Below are 15,755 nucleotides of genomic sequence, written 5' to 3'. Positions count from 1 at the left end.
TTAGAGGAATTGCCACAAGATACGATAAGCTAAAACGTAACTATCAAAGCGCTGTTGCTTTAGCTTGTATATTTATATGGTTGCCTCTTTAGCTCAATTTATCGGCTGTAAATGTCAACACACCCTAAAAGGATCTTAGTAAAATTGTGGCAAATTTTACTAACTATTTTTATCTATGCCATTAATAGCAAAATACAAAAACCTTTATCAGTTGTAGGCTTATTTTGGATTTCTCTTGGACAATTTACGCTCAACCTCATAAAACCTGCAGCTAAAGACGCCATTGATTCATCAGAGAAATTTCATAATTTTGAAGTCATAGAACACAGTGAAAAAATTGATAAAATTGTTCAAAGTGGTGGAATTTACTATGCATATTTAGTTGGTTTTTATATTTTATTTTTCACATTTACTTTTTATGTTATTAGTATTGGTAAAGATGCCCGTAAAGCAGCTGAAAATGAATTTAGTAGCACAAAACATAATCAAATTATCATTGACGATACCCTCATTACTGATTGGCTCGAAGCTAAAAAACTAACTATTACATATCCAGCTAAAGCTAAAGTTATCCATTGTGGCACGCAAAAATGTCTAATTGCCCTGCATACATCAAATTTAAAAGATGCGAATGGGCTCAATTTAAATACAAAACAAAACTACTTAATAAAGCTTGTAAACACTGAAAGTTATGTTGAATTAAAATAAAGTTATCTCTCGTGATTTTATGCATAATTAATAAACTTGTACCTGAAATATTATGCAGAAAATTAAGTATCGAACATTTAATCAACACCCCAAACAGCAGCTGAAAATCTAATAGTAAAAGTTGTAATTATCATCAACCAAAATTTTTCGGCTGTTCCGAGATAACTTAATTTTCGCTTAAAAGAGAAGATGAGTTGTGATTATATTCCTAAGCATCTCTTCCGTACACTTGATGCGTCATCGAACCACAAAGCCGCTCAATGCGGCTTTTGTTATTTTATAGATTTTGAAGTGGAAGGTATTCCCTCTAAATTCACTTAAATTTAAGTAGTCAAAAACCACATTTAATCATCAATCACATCAGCAAAGTTTGCGCCCAAAACTTTTGCTAAATCTTCGGGTTTTAAACCAATATCCAAACCACGCTTACCACCACTCACATAGATTTTAGCTAAGTTCTGTGCAGAAGCATCGATCACAGTTTTTAAGCGTTTTTTCTGTCCAACTGGACTAATACCACCTACCAAATATCCGGTTAAACGCTCTGCATCTTTTGGGTCAGCCATTTTGAGTTTTTTACAGCCAAATGCTGTGGCTACTTTTTTCAAATTTAGCTGATATTCAACTGGCAATACGGCAACAAAGTAATTTTTATCGTCCGTAACCATCAAGGTTTTAAAGACTTCTTCGACGGTTAAACCAAGTTTTTCCGCAGCTTCCAAACCAAAACTTTTTGCTTCTGGGTCATGGTCATATTCATGAATTGTAAAGTCGATTTTATTAGATTTTAAGAGTTTACATGCAGGTGTCATTGCTTTTTCGTCATTCCATTCGGACAACTAGGAAAACTCGATTATAAGCCTATTCTAGAAAGACCGGCGAACACTTTTATATTTTTCATGAACATGACTTGTGCAATAAGTTTGAGTTGAATACATTTAAATAAAGCAAAAATTTCAAAAAAATATGACAACGCTGACTCAAGACCTCATCCAATTATTATCTGTAGTGCCCAAAGATCAGGGCTACTTTTTGGCACAGAGCAAACCTCTGTTTGGTGACCATATTTTTGGTGGGCAATTACTTGCTCAGAGCATAGTCAGTGCATCCTTTACCTGCACACTCCCACTCCACTCTTTACATGCCAACTTTATTTCTGCGGGCCTTGCAAATCATCCCGTATTATTTAAAGTCGAAAATTTACGTGATAGCCATAGTTTTTCCACTCGACAAGTGACCGCCATACAGTATGGCAAACCAATATATATGGTGATGTTGTCCTATATGAATAACGAAATGGGTATGGAGTATCAAATACCTGAACCAGATCTGATCCCACAGTTTCCACCAAGTATGCTCAAAGAAGAGCAATTCTATAAATCGCAAATCCAATCATCTATTTCACCTGAATATCTATCCACATTTTTACAGCCTTTTCAGCTTATATCTAAACCAATTGAATACGTGCTGACAGATTTGCCACCGTCCGGTCAAACTTCTGTCTTAAATCAAAATCAATATGCAGAATATTTAAAACTCCATGATGCCTTGGATGCACAATTTGACCAACTTCATATACATCAGGCCATTGCAGCATACTATTCAGACTATAATTTATATTCTGCGGCGCTCAAAACACATGGTTTAAATTATCTGTCTCCTGAACTCATCGCAACTAGTCTTGATCATTCGATGTATTATCATCATGCCTTTCGGGTGGATGATTGGGTTTTCTATGACATGAATACCACCCGAACCTCCCAATCACGTGGGCTTAGTCATGGACAAATGTGGCAAGATGGAAAATTAGTCGCAAGTACTACACAAGAAAACTTAATGCGTTATACAGGCGAATCTTGAGGCCTGTGACAATCTTTAACATTCAAATTCTTGTTAAGTTAAGCATCAATCGTATAAAATTCATGCAAATCATACCGCTATAACAATAATATGCCTTCGATCTACCAGCTTAAGCCTGCATTTCAAAACCTGCTTCGACCTTTGGTTAAATCACTTCATCATCTTGGTATTACAGCAAATCAAGTAACACTACTGGCAATGTTCATTTCGCTAGCTGTGGCATTTTTTATTTATATCTATTTTTCTCACAACGGTATTGGCATTTTACTGTTGATTTTCCCCGTGTGGATGCTTATTCGAATGGGCTTCAATGCCATAGATGGCATGCTGGCACGTGAGTTCAACCAACAATCCAAACTCGGTGCTTTTTATAATGAATTATGTGATGTGATTTCCGACTCAGCACTCTATTTTAGTTTAATTTGTTTTGCTTTTATTCAAGCTGAATTACTTATTTTAACCTGTTTTCTCGCCATACTTGCCGAATATACCGGTGTGATGGCGCCATTAGTGGGGCAAGAACGTCGTTACGATGGTCCAATGGGAAAAAGTGACCGCGCTTTTGTATTTAGCATCATCTGCGTCATCATCGTGACCTCTTCTATATTGAATGTTGGCTTAAATACATTGTCTCTTATCTGCAATAGTATTTTGATTATTACCATCTTTTTATTATTTATTACGATTTATAACCGCATTAAAAATAGCATTATCAACCCACAATAAATTTCAGTTTAGATCGTCAGTCGATTCATTATTTTGAGAACAACACAATGTATAACAATACTCAGCATACCTTTACGAGCCATGATGGAACATCCTTGTTTTATCAACATTGGGAAAATAGCAGTTTAAAAAGCAACCGTAAGAAAAAAGCGGTGATCTTATTTCATCGTGGCCATGAACATTCGGGACGAATGGCGCATTTGGTCAATGAATTGAATTTGCCTGATTTTGATTTTTTCGCTTGGGATGCGCGAGGTCACGGTAATACTCCTGGTGAACGAGGAGATGCACCGAGCTTTTCTGCATGCGTTCAAGACATTCAATATTTTGTTCAGCATATAGAACAAAATTACCAAATTCGATCAGAAAATATAGCAATTGTAGCTCAAAGCGTTGGCGCTGTTTTAGCCGCGACATGGGTGCATGATTATGCCCCTAAAATTCGTGCTTTATGCCTTGCCTCGCCTGCATTTGACATCAAACTGTATGTGCCTTTTGCAAAACCCGGCTTAACACTCCTCAACAAATTCGCCGGCAACTTTTTTATCAATAGTTATGTCAAAGCCAAAATGTTGACGCACGATACTGCACGTGCGCAAAGTTATGACACAGACCCGCAGATCGCTCGGGCCATATCAGTCCGGATGCTGCTGGGTCTATATGCAGCGTCAGATCGAATCGTTAAAGATGCACAAAATATTTTTGTTCCTACACAGGTTTTATGTTCGGGATCTGACTACGTGGTGCATCAAAAACCGCAATTGGCGTTTTATCAAAAACTCCCTCATCCAATGAAGGAATTTCACATCTTAGATGGTTTTTATCATGATACCTTGGGTGAAAAACATCGCAAAATCGCCACAGATAAAATCCATCGCTTTATTCAACAATGTTTTAAACAACCCTATTCCGCACTTAAACTTTTAGATGCCGATAAAATTGGCCCGAGCTGTGCTGTAGCAGAAACCTTAAGTTCAACGCTTCCAAAACACTCTTTAAAACATGCATTTTGGAGCTTAACCAAACAAAATCTTAAAATTGGTAGTCTCTTTTCTAAAGGTTTAAAAATTGGTGAAGATACAGGATACGACTCTGGCAGCACCTTAGATTTTGTCTACAGAGATCAATCAGAAAGCCAAAATGCTCTCGGTAAAATCATCGATCGACAATATTTAAATGCGATTGGTTGGCGTGGTATTCGCGTTAGAAAACAAAATATTGAAGCGCTATTAACGAAATATGCTTCTAAGTTAAATGATGCACAACACGCAGTACGGATTATGGATATTGCAGCAGGTCATGGCCGTTATATTTTAGATGCTGTACAAAAACTGCCTGAGCAGCCTGAATCCATCCTGCTTAGAGACTATAGCTCGATCAATGTACAAGCGGGTCAAGCAATGATTGAGCAAAGAGGTTTAAGCCAGATTGCCAAGTTTGTAGAAGCGGACGCCTTTGATGCCACTTCTTTAGCCAGTGTTGAACCTAAACCGACTTTAGCTGTGGTATCAGGTTTATACGAATTATTTAGTGATAATGATTTACTTAGACAGTCCTTATCAGGCTTAAGTCAAGCCATTGAGAAAGATGGTTATCTCATCTACACAGGTCAAATTTGGCATCCGCAACAAGAATTTATCGCCCGTGCCCTGACCTCACATCGCCAAGGAGATGCATGGGTGATGCGTTTACGCTCACAAGCAGAAATGGATACATTAGTTGAGCAAGCTGGTTTCAAAAAAATCGATCAAGTTATTGATGAGTTTGGTATTTTCACCGTTTCCGTTGCACAAAAAATTTAAGCTTGGACGGTCAATCTTATGCATAAACTGGATACTGAAAAAGGAACTTGGAAATACGGCCTACTGTGTTTGGCATTTCTGGCACCTTTTTTCTTCTTAAGTTATGGTTTTGCCAATCAATACGCTGCGGGCTTAGCTTCCGTACCTGTTATCGTCTTTGAATGGGAAAAATATATTCCACTTTGGCCATGGAGTATTGTGCCTTATTGGTCGATTGATCTGTTCTATGGTTTATCTTTATTACTTTGTTGGAATAAGTTTGAATTAAAACAACATGTACTGCGACTATTTTCAGCACAAATCATTTCAATCAGCTGCTTTTTACTTTTCCCGCTACGTTTTAGCTTTGAGCGCCCCGAACTCACAGGTTTTTTCGGGCTGTGGTTTGATGTCTTGATGGGCTTTGATAAACCGTTTAATCAAGCACCCTCTCTGCATATTGTGCTACTGGTGATTCTTTGGGATTTTTACCGTCGGCATAGCACAGGTAAGCTAAAATATCTGGTAGATGGTTGGTCCTTTTTGATTGGTCTCTCAGTTCTAACCACTTGGCAGCACCATTTTATAGATATCCCAACGGGTTTATTGGTCGGTGCCTTATGTTTATGGCTATTCCCGATGTCCTGTCCTACGCCATGGACTCAAAACAGCCAGAGTCGGCTAAGCTTAAAGCACATTAAAATCGGCATCCTTTATCTATTTGCTGCCTTATTTTGTGGCGCAATCGCACATGCAAAAGGTTGGTGGCTTTGGCTGCTCTATCCTGCAAGCAGTCTGCTTTTAGTTGCGTTTGCATATTTATTCAATCGACCCCATTTTTTTCAAAAACTCAGTCATGGTGATATGACCATTGCTGCAAAAATATTGTTTGCGCCTTACTTTGTATTTGCTTGGATCAATAGCCGAATCTGGACCTATCGCCATCCTGAAGATTCTAAAATCATCAAAATCAATCAGAGTTATATTTATTTAGGTCGCTATCCGTCCAAACAGGTCATGCAACAATATGATGCTTTACTCGATTGTTGCGCAGAATTACCCACTTATCCAAAGTGCTCCTATGCTCAACACTTGAGTTTAGACCTAATTCCTTTACAGGCCAATCAGCTGCATCATGCTGTAGAGTCTTTAGAACTATTCTTGAAATCTAATAACAATGATGAAGCACAAAACATCTTGGTCTTCTGTGCTTTGGGATATTCACGAAGTAGTGCTGTAGTTGCCGCATTATTATTGAAACAACATCCTGAATATTCAGTCGAAGATGTTTTACGGATTATTCGCCATAACCGTCCGTGGGTCGTGCTTAAAGCACCGCAAATAAAACATTTAAATACTTATCGTTTAAAACTTAAAGGACTTGCACCATGAATTTACAACTTGTGGTGCTGTCAAAGTTGTTGCAATCCACCACTGGATTGCTCATCTCAGCTTATGTGGCAGCGATCCTCACGCTCTGGCTCATTATCCAGTTTGGTAATGTGATGCTATTCGATTTGCTATATTTATTAATTTGTCTAGTTTTGCTCGGAATACAACATTATTTAAGCCTGAGAATCAAATTTGATTCGGCACTTTTAGCCACTGTCGCTGAATATAGCCAAACCCAAAACCTTGAACAAACCACCAAAGAGTTGGACTTAAGTTTAATCAATCTAAAATTAATGCCTGCAAATAAATGTGGTCGCGCATGGGAGCTGCGTGAATTAGGTTGTCTGGCTTTATTTAAAAGGCAGATCTTTGTGCTTTGCTTGCAATACATCGCATTCATCTGCATATTTTTACTGTATAAATAATTCACAATAATTTGAAGCCATGCCAACTCCATTAGACACTTCAAGGAATGCTCACTCACCAATGAAAGGTAATTTTTTAAGCCGTTCAATTGCTCGCTATATTGCCTTTCTCACTCGTCGTGGTGCGCGGCTGCTCACGGGCGCGCGGAGTCTATGGGTCGGGTGTAAACCTGTAATGAAGCAGCGAATTTATTATGCAAATCATAATAGCCATATCGACTTTATTTTGCTTTGGTCATCACTACCGACAGATCTCAGACGGAATACGCGTCCTGTAGCGGCTTCGGATTATTGGCTAAAAGATGGCTTTCGACGTTTTCTCATTCAAGATACGTTTACTGGCGTCACTATTCAGCGAAATCGAGAGCAAAATCAAGATCCATTAGAACCGATCAAAACCGTATTAGCACAAGGTGACTCGATTATTTTCTTTCCTGAAGGCACTCGGAATTTAAATGATGACGTTGAATTATTAGAGTTTAAAAGCGGTTTATTCCATCTCAAAAATCAATTTCCTGATGTTGAAATTGTACCGGTGTGGATCTCAAATTTAAAACGTGTCATGCCTAAAGGTGCGCTAATACCATTGCCATTATTATCTACCGTTATTTTTGGTAAGCCTTTAGAAGTTCATAATGAACAGAGTAAATCCGCGTTTTTAAACTACGCTCAAGAAGAACTACTCAAATTAAAAGCATTGGAGTATCAATAATGGAATTCACCAATGCGCAAATGACTTATGTATTGTTTGGTATCTTTGCGATTATTTTGATTATTGCCTCAACCATTGGCTCAATACTAAAATTTAAAGCGGGTTATGCACCTGCACCGGTCATCGACAATTTAAATGCGCGGATCAATGCATGGTGGGTCATGTTGTTGGTACTTGGTGTAGCAATTTCATTAGGCAAAATTGCCTTTGTGATCCTGTTTGCGTTGATTTCACTCTTTGCTTTACGTGAATTTATCAGCTTGCTCCCAACCCGTCGCGGTGATTATCTTCCTTTGCTGATCGCTTTTTATTTTGTCATCCCTTACCAGTATTACTTGGTGTATATCGACTGGTACGGGCTATATTCTATTTTTATTCCGCTGTATGTGTTTCTTCTTATCCCTATCGCTACACTCAAAGCTGAAGATACCACGCGATTTTTGGAGCGTAGCTCAAAAATTCAATGGGGACTGATGATCAGCGTATTCTGTATTTCGCATGTACCTGCGCTATTAAACCTCAAACTTCCCGGATTTGAAGGTGAAAAAATTTGGCTAGCGATCTGGCTGATCATGGTGGTACAAGCCTCCGATGTTTTGCAATATGTCTGTGGCAAGCTATTTGGAAAACACAAAGTCGCACCGATACTTTCACCATCTAAGACCGTTGAAGGTTTAATCGGAGGCATTGCTTTAGCCACTACACTAGGCGTAGCTATGTCATGGCTTACACCCTTTAGCTATCTACAGGCTGCATGTATTGGTTTTATTGTTTGTATATTTGGTTTCTTTGGTGGACTTGTCATGTCAGCCATTAAACGCGATCGTGGTGTAAAAGATTGGGGACAGCTCATCCAAGGCCATGGTGGCATGCTCGACCGAATTGATTCCATCTGCTTTTCTGCACCGATTTTTTTCCACATTTTGCGCTATTGGTGGTCTTAAGAAATGACTAAGTTTTAAACAGAAAATTTGGGATCTTAAATGGTGTTACGCACGTAGAATTAATTTCACATTTTAAAAATGATTTTTAAGTCTATGCGACAGTGTCTTACATCTAAGGATTGAATAAAGGTATTAGCCTTCGGCTGGAGATACTCTTACGAAACGTTGTTTCTCATTCGGCAAAGTGAGAAGCGAAGCTTCGAAAGGAAACCATCTTGCGGTGCAATGCACCTCACCGACAAAACTCGTTCACTAGCGTCAAATTATTCAAAGAATCGCAGAAACATTTTTGATTACAATAAGTCTTGTCTCAAACAATTGCGGATGACGTTACCGTGTATCGTTCTTTTATTTGAATCAACGTGCGCTTCTGATATTACTGCGTAGCATCGGTTAATAATACGCACAATAAAAAATCCCAAGTAAACAAGCTTGGGATTCTTCTTATCAGGTATTCGATTTAAACGTCTGAAATTGCAAACTTTTTAAAAATACTTGCACGACGTTTAGGATGAATATTGGCTTTAGTTAAATCACCTTGATAGTGATCATAGACACGTTTATCCATCATCTTAAACCAAATAGAGGGTACTAAAGCAGGAATTAGCATAGTGGCATAGCCGCTAGGCAACTCTGGCGCTTCGTCAAAATGTCTTAAAGCCTGAAAAGGGCGAGTTGGATAAGCATGATGGTCTGAATGTCGCTGTAATTGATACAAAAATAGATTGGTCACAATATTATTGTTATTCCAACTATGTTCAGGCATGGTGCGCGCATAGCTTCCATCTGTTTTTTGCTCACGCTTCAGGCCATAATGTTCAATATAATTAATAATTTCAAAAAGGCTGATTCCATAAAAGGCCTGTGTAACTAAATACGGTGTCACGCCTTTACCAAACATTTTCAGCATCGATGCATGAAAACCTGCACTCATCGCCCAACCATGAAACAGCTCATTGTCCTTCGAAAAGAAACTTAAACCTTTTCGTTTTAAGCGTTGTTTTTCAATCTGCACCGCCGATTTTATTCCACCAAATACAGTGCGTGGCCAAAACTCATAAAAGGTTTCGCCCATTTTTGAAGAAGCAGGATCTTCAGGCGTTGCCGCACGTTTATGGTGTCCATATGGATGTTCTATACGGAAATGGCTATAACCCAAAGGTGCGAGCGTCGCATGTGCCCAATAATGGTCTTTTTTTTGTGGTCGATGGCAGAGTTCATGTGCTGTATTTACACCGACGCCATTGATGGCACCCATCGAAACCCCAAGTAGAACTTGATCTAATAATGAAACATCTTTACGGGTAACAACATAGCCTGCAAAAGCATTCGCTGCCATTTGCAGTGGAATAAATAATTTGACGATCCGATCATAATAGGGATCATTCACTAAAACTTTGATGTCATCATCTGTCGGGTTATTGGCATCATCACCGATCAATGCATCCAGTGCAGGAATAATGACATGCAGTAGAAGCGGCCCACCCATGGCAAATAGTTTTTTTGTCGATTTTGGACCAAAATGATAACCCGCCAAGATCCCCATACCAATGACTGGTAAACCTGGACTCAATAGCCAACCATAACGTTTTTTATCTAAAACACTACCGATTTTGCTTTCTAACTGAGCGAGCTGCTGTTCATTTAATTTTACTGGTGCATTCATGCGCTAGACTTCCCTAATTACTTCTTCTGTGTTTATATTCGTAAAATATGGGCAGCCAGAACAGTTTTAAGCGTCCAAAAAAACTATGCGATCGTCTTTGGCATTTAAGGATAAATGTTGACCTTTAAACACATAGTGACCATCTATAAATACAAAATTAATATGAGTAAATATTTGAAATATGGATGCTTTAAGTAAAATTTTTGATGATATCCATCTCCACCGATCTGAATATATTTATTTGAGATCAAAGCATCCTTGGGCTTTTCATTTTCAAGATAACAATGCCATGGTTGCGTATGTGGTGATTCAAGGTCAGTGTGTTGTGCATATAGATCAAGAGCAGGTCTTACTTGAAGCTGGCGATCTTTGCCTTATTCCCTCAGGGCAAAATCATTACTGCAAATCTATACAGTCTGATGTCTTGGTCGAATCAATAAACATCACGCCACTGTTTCAAGAGCAACGAAATAAAACCATTGAATTAAATTCTACCGAATCTCATGAAGCAGAAGAATTATTTGTACTAGCGATCCGTGGACATGTCGACAGTATTATGGCAAAGCCTTTAGTGAATGCACTCCCCACGCTGTTACATACACCACATATCATAAGCAGTACCGCACCGGAATGGTTGCAAATTGGCTTACATTTTCTGGCCGTTGAAGCGCATCAGATACGTCCAGGCCGTGACAAAATTTTGGATCATTTGGTGAGTATTTTATTTATCGAATGTGTGCGTGATTATATTGCAGCCTTGTCAGATTCAAGCAGTTGGTTGCATGCCTTAAGTCATCCTGAATTATCCAACGCTTTGGCAGCGATTCATGAACAACCACAGCATGCTTGGACTGTCGAAAGCTTGGCAGAACAATGTTGCATGTCACGTTCTAAATTTGCCAGTTTATTCACTCAAATGCTTGGTGAATCACCACTCGCCTATTTGCAGCAACATCGTTTGCGACTGGCGACACAGCACTTACAAATGGGGCAACTGACTATTCAGCAAATTGCCCATCGTATCGGTTACTCATCTGAAACGGCATTTAGCCAAACTTTTAAAAAGTTTTATGATCTCACACCGAGCCAGTATCGACAGCAGCATCAGCTCTCAAAAGCTGAGTCACCTTAGAGGTTTATTTAACTGACGTTACGCACATAAAAGTAATTTTGCATTTTTAAAATGATTTTTAATTTTATTCGACGGAGTCTTACATCTAGGGATTGAATAAAGGGATTAGCCTTCGGCTGGAGGTACTCTTACGAAACGTTGTTTCTCATTCGGCAAAATGAGAAGCGAAGCCTCGCAAGGAAACCATCTTACGGTGCAATGCACCTCACCGACAAAACTCGTTCAATAGCGTCAAATTACTCAAAGTATCGCAAAAACTTTTTTGATTAGAAGTAGTCCTGCGTCGAACAGTTGCGGATGACGTTACCGTGTATCATACTTTTATTTAATTTAAAAGCTTTAAAATCGCTTCCACAGGATTTTCACTGTTGCCTGAAAGCAGTTGTTTATGCATGGTGATGTGCTGCATCACTTGAATTTGCGATTTTTCAACATCCATCAAGCTTTCAATTTCTGCTGCTAATTTTTCAGGCGTTGCATCATGTTGGATGAGTTCCTGAATCACCTTTTTGCCCGCAATAATATTTGGCAATGAATAATACGGAATTTTGATCAGCAATTTCACCACATGATAGGTCAGCCAATTTAACTTATAAAAAGTCACCATTGGACGATGTAAAAGCATCGCTTCTAAGGTTGCCGTTCCTGATGCTAAAGCGACAATATTCGATGCGTTCATCACCTGACGGCCAATTTTAGATTCGGTATCGGTGTTTTCCATCAAGCGAACTTTGGCTTGTAATGCTTCAGGATACTGCTTGAGCAACAATTCGATTTGCTGTTTACGTGCATCATTAATTGCAGGAATCAGGAACACATAGTCTGGATGCTGCTCCGTCAAAATCTGTGCGGCAGATAGTACCAAAGGCCCTAAGCGCTCAATTTCACCGCGACGGCTGCCCGGAAGTAATGCAATGTGTTTTTGATGCTCATCTAAGCCTAACTCGTGTTTAGCCGCAACGAGTGGATTATCTAAAGGCAACTGACTTGCCAATGGGTGTCCGACAAATGCAGCGGGAACTTGCCATTTTTGGAAAAACGCTTTTTCGAAAGGAAATAAACAAAGGACTAAATCGATACTCGCCTTGATGCCATGCACACGGCCTTGGCGCCACGCCCACACTGAAGGGCTAACATATTGCACTGTTTTAATTGGTAGCTGTTTTTGCTTCAAGCTCTTAGATAAACGTAAATTAAAATCCGGTGCATCAATCCCCACAAAAACATCGACAGGGTTTTCAGTCCATTTTTCAACCAGACCATCGCGTATAGCAAAGAGTTTTTTAATATCTTTTAAGACCTCAACAATCCCCATTACCGATAAAATATCCATCGGATAATAGCTATTAAAACCTTCTGCAATCATTTGCGGACCGCCGATGCCTTCAAATTCCGCATCAATCCCTTGCTCTCGAAAACTGCGGATAAGCTTGGCGCCTAATGTATCCCCGGATACTTCCCCAACCACGATGCCAATTTTAAGTTTCCGATTTTGCAAAAGTCTGTCCTTTTAACTCAATGTTCTTTAGCTATAGATTCTATACGAGTCCTTCGCAAAGTTAATAGATTTCCTGAAAAAAGCTGCACGGTTTTAATTCACCATTTTAAGAATATTCATCACTGTTACTTAGCTGCTGATTAAAATTTTTCCGCCAATGGTTCGGATTTGTGCCGTATTTATTCTTAAACAATTTACGAAATAGCACTGCTGTATTAAAACCTGCACTTTCCGCAATTTTATCAATCGAATAATCTGTCACTTCAAGCAATTCAGCCGCATATCGCAGTCTTTCATTATTTAACCAAGTGACAATTGGTAGCCCTGTCGCATGTTTAAAATGTCTAGTTAGTGTCCTTCTACCCATATTCGAATAATGGCGAAACCTTATCTTTTTAAGGCGTATGAGACTTAGCAGCAGTGGAATTTATATACACTGTTGCTTATATCGATAAATATCAAATCAAAAGTTTAGAATTGAAAACCTACAGTGCATTTAGGTATTGGATATCCACTTCAGATATTCAAAGCCTTATATTCAAAATATATGATTTCACTGCAGCATAATCTCCATTTGAACTATTAACTACTTGAGAAAACCATAATCAATAACTTAGTTTAGATAAAATTCATTTATTTCAAAATTAAAGACATTCTTTATCTATTTTTTTCACAAGCAAATCACTAATCGAGACAACGACTTATATCAATTAATCATAAGATATGCACGTTTTTTGATATTTGGCATTCAGCGATGGTCGGTCCTTTAGAGTTCATTCTGGCAGGTGTAATTGTAGGTTTCTGCGTAGGTATTACCGGTGTTGGTGGTGGTTCATTGATGACCCCGATCCTGATTAGCCTATATAAAATTGAACCCCACATTGCGATCGGTACAGATCTACTGTATGCCGCAATTTCAAAATTTTGTGGTTCTTTAGTCCATGCCCGTAAAATGAATATCGTTTGGACCATTGTCATTTGGCTTGCAGTCGGCAGTATCCCTGCGTCATTTGCGACCCATTGGGTACTTGAAAACTATTTAAGCCAATCGACACATTACAAAACCGTGTTAACCATGTTTTTGGGTTTTATGCTGACGATTACTGGGATCTCAATTATTTTCCGTGGTCATATCGAAAAATTCTTTAATAAATTTCGAAAAACTGATCAGTTGGATGATATGAGTGCGGATCTTGAACGTATCAATTTCCAAGCTAAAAATAAGCGTGCATATATCATCATCATGGGCATTATTTTAGGCGTATTCGTTACCCTATCGTCTGTTGGTGCAGGTGCTTTCGGTATTATGGCATTGGTACTCATGTTCCCTAATTTACCAATGATTCGAATTATTGGTTCAGACGTCGTACATGCCGTGCTTCTTACACTGGTTGCTGGCTTGGGTCATATGAGCTCAGGTAATGTCGATTTTCATTTATTGGGTTGGTTATTGGTGGGTTCTATTCCTGCAATTGTGGTCGGAACTTTAATCAGCTCACGTTTACCTGAAAAAGTCATTCGTAAAGTCTTAGGCATTACCTTGTTTGTTTTAGGCATGAATTTCATCATTAATCCAGTAAAATCAAAACCTGTTGAAAAACCAACAACTGCAATGTTGATCGCACCGACGGTGAATAGTCAGCAGGTTTAAATTAACTGCCCGATTCATCACTTTTTTTTCAGAGACTTATTGATCTTTTTTATAACATTTGAATGCTATATTCATGTTATATTCGGCTCACGAAACAACCTTTTGTATAATCAAACCAGTGACGGCAATGAATACTTTACAGTCAAATTCTATTACCCAAAACGACATTGATGACGTGAATGTAAAAAGCATTCAGCCTCTTGTTACTCCTGCAGAACTAAAAAAAGAGCTACCTCTGACTGAAACTGCCTATCAAACAGTCCTTAAGGGCCGTGAAACTGTACGTAATATTTTAGATGGAAATGACAAACGTCTTTTTGTTGTCATTGGCCCATGTTCAATTCACGACACAGTCGCTGCACATGATTATGCTGACCGTTTAAAAGTTTTAAGCGACAAAATCCAAGATACGATCTATGTCGTGATGCGTGTGTATTTTGAAAAACCACGTACCACTGTTGGTTGGAAAGGTCTAATTAATGACCCTGACATGAACGATTCTTTCAACATCGAAAAAGGCTTACGTATTGGTCGTAAACTTTTACTTGAATTGAATGAAAAAGGTTTGCCTTGTGCAACTGAAGCGCTCGATCCAAACTCACCACAGTACTACCAAGATCTTATCTCTTGGTCAGCAATTGGTGCGCGCACCACTGAAAGCCAAACACATCGTGAAATGTCTTCTGGCCTGTCTTCACCTGTGGGCTTTAAAAATGGTACAGATGGCGGTTTAACCGTTGCGACCAATGCCATGCAATCTGTTAAACATGGTCATAGCTTCTTGGGCTTAAGCGACCAAGGTCAAGTTTCTGTTATTCGTACCAGTGGTAACCCTTATGCACACGTTGTACTCCGTGGCGGTAACGGTAAACCAAACTACGACGCAGGTTCTGTTGCAGATGCAGAGGCGGCATTAGCCAAAGCAAAAGTTAGTGGCAAAATCATGATTGATACCAGTCATGCAAACTCAAACAAAGACCCGTACCTACAACCCCTTGTTCTGAAAAATATTACTGAACAAATCCTTGACGGAAACAAGTCAATCGTGGGTATTATGGTAGAAAGTCACTTAAAAGGTGGTCGTCAGGATATTCCTGCCAACCTATGTGACCTCGAATATGGTAAATCAGTGACTGATGGCTGTATCGATTGGGATACGACTGAAAAAGTCTTGTTAGAGATGCATGAAGCACTTAAAGACGTGTTACCGACACGCTAAGTGAATGAAAAACGCCATCTTCGAGATGGCGTTTTACTTTG

The 15,755-nt window shown here is 39.0% G+C and carries 15 protein-coding genes and 1 pseudogene; 12 read left to right on the top strand and 4 right to left on the bottom strand.

The window, feature by feature from the left end:
• A pseudogene (locus FTU83_RS13270) lies at positions 1 to 92 on the top strand (IS5/IS1182 family transposase); the annotation flags it as partial.
• Between the two features lie 19 nt (positions 93 to 111).
• Positions 112 to 708: a hypothetical protein gene (locus tag FTU83_RS13265; RefSeq protein WP_180041481.1), complete on the top strand. Its 597-nt coding sequence runs from the start codon at positions 112 to 114 to the stop codon at positions 706 to 708.
• 344 nt (positions 709 to 1,052) lie between these two features.
• On the opposite strand, the gene ybaK is transcribed toward FTU83_RS13265, so the two are convergent.
• Positions 1,053 to 1,520, bottom strand: coding sequence for a Cys-tRNA(Pro) deacylase (gene ybaK, locus FTU83_RS13260; RefSeq protein ID WP_180003791.1), 468 nt, complete (start codon positions 1,518 to 1,520; stop codon positions 1,053 to 1,055).
• Between the two features lie 154 nt (positions 1,521 to 1,674).
• Here ybaK and FTU83_RS13255 point away from each other — a divergent pair, with 154 nt between their 5' ends.
• The 7 genes from FTU83_RS13255 to FTU83_RS13225 all read left to right on the top strand — a co-directional run bounded on the left by FTU83_RS13255 (position 1,675) and on the right by FTU83_RS13225 (position 8,548).
• Positions 1,675 to 2,568 (top strand): acyl-CoA thioesterase II, encoded by an 894-nt coding sequence (locus FTU83_RS13255; protein WP_180106831.1) that lies wholly within the window; start codon positions 1,675 to 1,677, stop codon positions 2,566 to 2,568.
• 90 nt (positions 2,569 to 2,658) lie between these two features.
• Entirely contained in the window at positions 2,659 to 3,294 is a 636-nt protein-coding gene (locus tag FTU83_RS13250) for a CDP-alcohol phosphatidyltransferase family protein (RefSeq protein WP_168378667.1), read from the top strand.
• A 47-nt stretch (positions 3,295 to 3,341) separates the two neighbouring features.
• A complete protein-coding gene (locus FTU83_RS13245) occupies positions 3,342 to 5,096 on the top strand; it encodes a bifunctional alpha/beta hydrolase/class I SAM-dependent methyltransferase (RefSeq protein ID WP_180106833.1) in 1,755 nt (584 codons plus the stop codon).
• Between the two features lie 18 nt (positions 5,097 to 5,114).
• A complete protein-coding gene (locus FTU83_RS13240; RefSeq protein ID WP_180041478.1) occupies positions 5,115 to 6,467 on the top strand; it encodes a phosphatase PAP2/dual specificity phosphatase family protein in 1,353 nt (450 codons plus the stop codon).
• On the top strand, positions 6,464 to 6,892 hold the full coding sequence (locus FTU83_RS13235; RefSeq protein WP_180041477.1) for a hypothetical protein: 429 nt from the start codon (positions 6,464 to 6,466) through the stop codon (positions 6,890 to 6,892). Before FTU83_RS13240 ends, FTU83_RS13235 begins: the two co-directional genes overlap by 4 nt.
• 61 nt (positions 6,893 to 6,953) lie before the next feature.
• Positions 6,954 to 7,604, top strand: coding sequence for a 1-acyl-sn-glycerol-3-phosphate acyltransferase (locus FTU83_RS13230; RefSeq protein ID WP_180041484.1), 651 nt, complete (start codon positions 6,954 to 6,956; stop codon positions 7,602 to 7,604).
• Positions 7,604 to 8,548, top strand: a complete 945-nt coding sequence (locus tag FTU83_RS13225; RefSeq protein WP_111884312.1) for a phosphatidate cytidylyltransferase — start codon at positions 7,604 to 7,606, stop codon at positions 8,546 to 8,548. The genes FTU83_RS13230 and FTU83_RS13225 overlap by 1 nt, the downstream gene beginning before the upstream one ends.
• Positions 8,549 to 9,008: 460 nt before the next feature.
• Here the strand turns inward: FTU83_RS13225 and FTU83_RS13220 are convergent, their stop codons facing one another.
• The gene (locus FTU83_RS13220; RefSeq protein WP_180106835.1) at positions 9,009 to 10,214 is read right to left on the bottom strand and encodes an alkane 1-monooxygenase; all 1,206 of its coding nucleotides are present in this window, start codon (positions 10,212 to 10,214) and stop codon (positions 9,009 to 9,011) included.
• Between the two features lie 181 nt (positions 10,215 to 10,395).
• Here FTU83_RS13220 and FTU83_RS13215 point away from each other — a divergent pair, with 181 nt between their 5' ends.
• Positions 10,396 to 11,346 carry an AraC family transcriptional regulator gene (locus FTU83_RS13215; protein ID WP_180106837.1) on the top strand — a complete coding sequence of 317 codons (951 nt, stop codon included), beginning with the start codon at positions 10,396 to 10,398 and terminating at the stop codon, positions 11,344 to 11,346.
• A 325-nt stretch (positions 11,347 to 11,671) separates the two neighbouring features.
• On the opposite strand, the gene lpxB is transcribed toward FTU83_RS13215, so the two are convergent.
• Together lpxB and FTU83_RS13205 are read right to left on the bottom strand one after the other, a co-directional pair.
• Complete coding sequence (gene lpxB, locus FTU83_RS13210; RefSeq protein WP_180106839.1) at positions 11,672 to 12,844, bottom strand: lipid-A-disaccharide synthase; 1,173 nt, start codon at positions 12,842 to 12,844, stop codon at positions 11,672 to 11,674.
• Between the two features lie 106 nt (positions 12,845 to 12,950).
• Positions 12,951 to 13,211, bottom strand: a complete 261-nt coding sequence (locus tag FTU83_RS13205) for a helix-turn-helix domain-containing protein (RefSeq protein ID WP_180106841.1) — start codon at positions 13,209 to 13,211, stop codon at positions 12,951 to 12,953.
• 387 nt (positions 13,212 to 13,598) lie between these two features.
• On the opposite strand from FTU83_RS13205, the gene FTU83_RS13200 reads away from it, so the two are divergent.
• The gene (locus tag FTU83_RS13200; RefSeq protein WP_078193863.1) at positions 13,599 to 14,495 is read left to right on the top strand and encodes a sulfite exporter TauE/SafE family protein; all 897 of its coding nucleotides are present in this window, start codon (positions 13,599 to 13,601) and stop codon (positions 14,493 to 14,495) included.
• Positions 14,496 to 14,622: 127 nt separating this feature from the next.
• On the top strand, positions 14,623 to 15,714 hold the full coding sequence (locus FTU83_RS13195) for a 3-deoxy-7-phosphoheptulonate synthase (protein ID WP_143221612.1): 1,092 nt from the start codon (positions 14,623 to 14,625) through the stop codon (positions 15,712 to 15,714).
• The last annotated feature ends 41 nt before the right edge of the window (positions 15,715 to 15,755 follow it).

This window comes from Acinetobacter sp. YH12152 (assembly GCF_013418285.1).
In the GTDB taxonomy this organism is placed as follows: domain Bacteria; phylum Pseudomonadota; class Gammaproteobacteria; order Pseudomonadales; family Moraxellaceae; genus Acinetobacter; species Acinetobacter amyesii.
The sequence above is the reverse complement of the archived record's forward strand: the minus strand, read 5'-3'. Positions and strand labels throughout refer to the sequence as shown.